Genomic DNA, 4,679 nt, shown 5'->3' with positions numbered 1-4,679 from the left:
GAACCCACCCTTTTTGCTGGTGGTAAGTATAGTTATGAGCATAATAGCACTTGGGCTTCATCGAGATGCTCTAAATTACTGGTATCGGTCTAACAGAGAAAGCAAAACAGAGAAAGCAAGTAATTAGACCACCGACTAACCCCCATCTTACAATCCTTTTACGCCCGTCTTTCAAGACCTCTCCAGAAAGTAGTCCGGAGACCAGAGAAGATCTTCCTTTAAGCTGTTCAGCAATGGTTGTGGTCTTGCCAAAGGTTTTCTTTGCATCAAAACTCACATACACAACACAGGTTGCATTTTTTGTGAAATCAAACTTTACAGGCTTACCGTTTGTAATATGATCCTGTAAAAGTTCCTTTACCTGGACATTCTTTGCAGGTTCAGGAGAACCGCCTGCACCTCCACCGCTACTGCGTTCTCCACTGCTGCTTCCACCGCCACTGGAGCTGCTTTTTGTCAGTACAGTTATTGTAGCAAGTTTTGAATTTGTACCTTTTTCATTGTTTACTGTCAGATTACAATATAAGTTCCTTGAGTTGTGAACTCATAAGCTGGATTTATTTCTGCAGAGTCAGCAATTACATCATTATTGAAATCCCAGCCCTTGAGCTACATTTTCCGATAGGTCTGTAAACTGTACTGTCAGGGGAGCATAACCCTCGGTAACGTTGCTACTGAAGTTTGCAACAGGGAATATTGGTTGTGCTTGGAGAGAACCTATAAACTGCCCAAAGGAGATAGGCCCACGTCCTACATTCATAGTTGCTGTAACTTTGTTTGTTGATGTGTCAATTACAGAGACATTATCACTGAGCAGATTAGCCACATATACCTTTGACCCATCAGGTATGACTGCAACTCCACTTGGACTATTTCCTACAGGAATTGTGGCTGTAACCTTGTTGGTAGCTGTGTCAATTACAGAGACAAAGCCATTGTGTGTGCCAGTCGCATATGCTTTTGTTCCTGCAACATATACCTTTGTTCCTGTTGGATTGACTACAATTCCATAAAAAGAGCTTTCTACATCCACCGTAGCTGTAACAGTATTTGTAGCTGTATCAATTATAGAGATACCACCGCCATCAATCACATATACTTTTTTCCCATCGGGACTTATTGCAACTCCACGAGGATCGTCTCCTACAGGAATTGTGGCTATAACAGTGTTTGTTGCCGTGTCAATTACAGAGACAGTTTTGTCATAGAGATTAGTTACATACACCTTTTTCCCGTCCAGTGTAACAGCAACTCCAAAAGGAACTTCGCCTACAAGTACTGTGGCTTCAACCTCGTTGGTAGCTGTGTCTATAATGAGGATAGTGTTGTTGCTGGGATTTCCCACCTCATGATGTGGCACATATACCCTTTTCCCATCAGGGGAAACTGCAACTCCACGAGGAGAGTTTTCTAGAGGAATTGTGGCTGTAACTTTGTTTTTTGTTGCATCAATTACAGATATAGTACGGCTAAAAAAGTTAGTCACATATACCTTTTTTCCATCCAGTGTAACAGCAACTCCCATAGGATAGTTTCCTACAGGAATCATGGCTGTAACCTTGTTAGTAGTCGTGTCAATTACTGAGACATTGTCGTCGCCGGAGTTTGTAATATATGCATATGGACCTACACCGACTAGCTGCATTACTGTTATTGTAGTTAACCTTGAATCCGTGCCATTTTCATTGGTTGCTGTCAGATTAACTGAATAGATTCCCGGGTCTGCATATTCATGAACTGGACTTCTTTGTGTAGAATTACTTCCATCTCCAAAATCCCAGTTCCATCCAATTGCATTTTGTGACAGGTCAGTAAACTGAATTGAGAGAGGAGGATAACCATGGGTAACATTGCTACTGAAGTTTGCAACTGGAAGTGGATTAGTAACGACAATGTAATTTGGCTTCATTACTTTATTATTACCTGCGTCATTTCCCACAGTCAGACTAATTGAATAATTTCCTGGTTTTGTAAAGGTGTGGGTTGCATTCATGGCATGTTTTGAGTAAATCCCGTCCCCAAAATCCCAAAACCAGGAAGTGGGTACTCCGTCAGTGCTGGTATCGGTGAATAACACAACTAGAGGTGCAGCTCCATAGGTTGTGTTTGCAGTAAATTCAGCTACAGGTGGCAAGGTGTTTGTGACAGAAAGATCACAGATATAGATGCCAGTATCATTAACCCCACCATAACTACTGTCTATTCCCCATACAATAGTATCATTGTAGATATCAGGTGTTGTGTGAGTTCCCCTTGGATAAATATAGACTGGAGTGCTTTTTGCTGAAGGAATATCATAAACATATACACCGGCATAACCAAACTGGTCATCACCAGATTTTGAATATACGACTTTGTCATCGTTTATGTCAATATGGGTGCCCGTGTCATCTCCAGCATCAACAGTATCAGATCCATATAAAGTATTACCTGTATTATCACTGGTAACATCTATAGCCTTTTTAGCGACAAGGTCATACATTTGTATAAATCCAGATCTTGTATAGAAGTTTGACCATATCACTTTATTACCATACATATGCGGATTACTAAGGTCGCTAGAATATGGACTTATTAATTCAATTTTTTTGGTTGTGATATCATACATAAAGATATCTCTTAAATTTCTACCAGTGGCAGAATACACTATTTTTGTATCGTATATCTCTGGATTCTCTCCTTGTGCTATACATGCTTGTGTTGAGGTAGATATATCCCGCATATATATGCTGTAGTTATAACTTGACTCATTGTAATTTGCACTCCAAACGATTCTATTGCCGTAAATAGCAGGAAAACTGTAGTTGCCTACATCCTGTGTGATATACGAACGAGCACCCGAAGGTATGTCATAAACTGTAAGTCTTGGCACTCCACTGCTTTTATCATGCCACACTAATTTGTTGCCGTAGATAGCTGGATGAGATGCTGCAGAAGAGCTAACTGTAGTGCCTGTTTTCGAGGTTAAATCATAGAGGTGAATAACACCCCCACTTGTCCATACTACCTTGTTACCATAAATAGCATGATCAGATCCATTACCAATTCTCGTCACCTGTGCCGCTGACGCCACGGATGAAATTAAAATAGAATACACAAAAAATAAGACAGTTGAAACTAAAGCTATCGAGTATAATTCTTTGTTAATTTTCACCAGCTTCTTCCCCTTATATTCATCTAAAAAACGTTAATTCCAAAGTCATAAATTGAATGTTTAATTCTTTAATTTTATATTCTAAATATATATAAATAAAAGAATTTGAGATCATTTATAAAAAAGCGATATTCTGGTAAATCAAGGCTGAATTAAAACATCAAAATGCTCAGGCATAAAAACTTACAAGATGTCTTAAGAATTCATACTGCCATGGAACTACCATGTAGAAAGTTCCAAAAGCGCTGAAACTCCCTTCTACGTGAAAGAGTAAAGATTACAAGGCTATAAAGAAAAAACTCGAGAAAAGTCAGCCTAGATGAGGAGAATTCAGAGTTCTATATAGGGGACTATATTTTATTAAGAAGTAAGCAAGCCAGCATGCGAGAGTTGTCGAGCCCGGTCAAAGGCGCAGACTTAAGATCTGGTATCGAAGGATTTCGTGGGTTCGAATCGCACCTTTCACATTAATATTTAATTTTATTTAATTCTAATTTTTCGTTAAAGTTACTAATTCTATTGATAGTTTTCTAAGTTACACTATGAGCGTGTAACTAGCTTGTAGGATGTGAAAAAAGTAGTCTTTGCCTAAGTCGGATTTCATTTTTGTTGCAACCAACTCAAGATGTAATTATCCATATACGAGGCATTGTGTGATCAAACATTTTCGCAAGTTTTTTAAACTGTCAATTAGTATTTAATGCGCATGCCCTTGCCAAATCTATACTTTCTCGCCTTCGAGATTCTGGTTTTAGTGCTCTTTCTGGCCTGTCTGCAAAATGCATGGCAGCGAGGCTCCTGGGTAGCCTGGCAACTTCTTGCCGGGGTGCTCTTCGGCTTGCTGCTGGAATGGGCTACAATCCAACAGCTCGACGCCTACGAATACGGACGCTTTCTGGTAATGCTTGGTCCTGTCCCTGTGGTCGTTGGGGTGGCCTGGGGAACTATCATCTATAGCGTTCGCTCCTTTTCCGATAAAACCAACCTTCCGGAATGGGCACGCCCGGTGCTCGACGGCTTGATGGCCTTGAGCATCGACCTTTCCATGGATGCAATAGCCATCCGCCTGGGCATGTGGGATTGGGGAAAAGGTCTTGATCATCAGTACTTCGGTGTCCCTTACAACAACTTCTGGGCATGGTTCTGGGTTGTGTTCTCATTTTCAGCAAGCCTTCGATTGCTATCAAAGCTCCCTGGCTTCTGGGGACGCTGGCTCTCCCCTGCAGGAGCTATAATCTGCGGCACTGCGGGCGTGCTTATTACCAACGAGCTCATTACCAACATTCCCAATGACCTGATACATTATGCTACTATCATTGCAGTCTTAGGAGGTGCTCTGCTATTGATTTTGGCATTACGCCCGGAAGTCTCGGTCCGGCCTCAGGCCGCATTTGCCTTTCTTGTGCCTCTCGGATTTCATGCCTATTTCCTGATAGCAGGATTAGTTTCAGGTGCCATCCTGAACCCACCCTTTTTGCTGGTGGTAAGTATAGTTATGAGCATAATAGCACTTGGGCTTCATCGA

The 4,679-nt window shown here is 41.2% G+C and carries 3 protein-coding genes; 1 reads left to right on the top strand and 2 read right to left on the bottom strand.

The features are described from left to right. Positions 1-70 precede the first annotated feature (70 nt). Both EO95_RS18605 and EO95_RS14105 read right to left on the bottom strand, forming a co-directional pair. Entirely contained in the window at positions 71-460 is a 390-nt protein-coding gene (locus EO95_RS18605; RefSeq protein ID WP_327037169.1) for a PGF-pre-PGF domain-containing protein, read from the bottom strand. A gap of 126 nt (positions 461-586) precedes the next feature. Further along, positions 587-3,154 (bottom strand): PKD domain-containing protein, encoded by a 2,568-nt coding sequence (locus EO95_RS14105; RefSeq protein ID WP_048135661.1) that lies wholly within the window; start codon positions 3,152-3,154, stop codon positions 587-589. Positions 3,155-3,860: 706 nt separating this feature from the next. On the opposite strand from EO95_RS14105, the gene EO95_RS14095 reads away from it, so the two are divergent. Then, positions 3,861-4,679: carotenoid biosynthesis protein (locus tag EO95_RS14095; RefSeq protein ID WP_235283034.1), on the top strand; the 819-nt coding region annotated here is incomplete at its 3' end.

Source organism: Methanosarcina sp. 1.H.T.1A.1 (assembly GCF_000979295.1).
Lineage (GTDB): Archaea > Halobacteriota > Methanosarcinia > Methanosarcinales > Methanosarcinaceae > Methanosarcina.
Note: the sequence above shows the minus strand (reverse complement) of the source record. Positions and strands in the feature narration are given on the sequence as shown.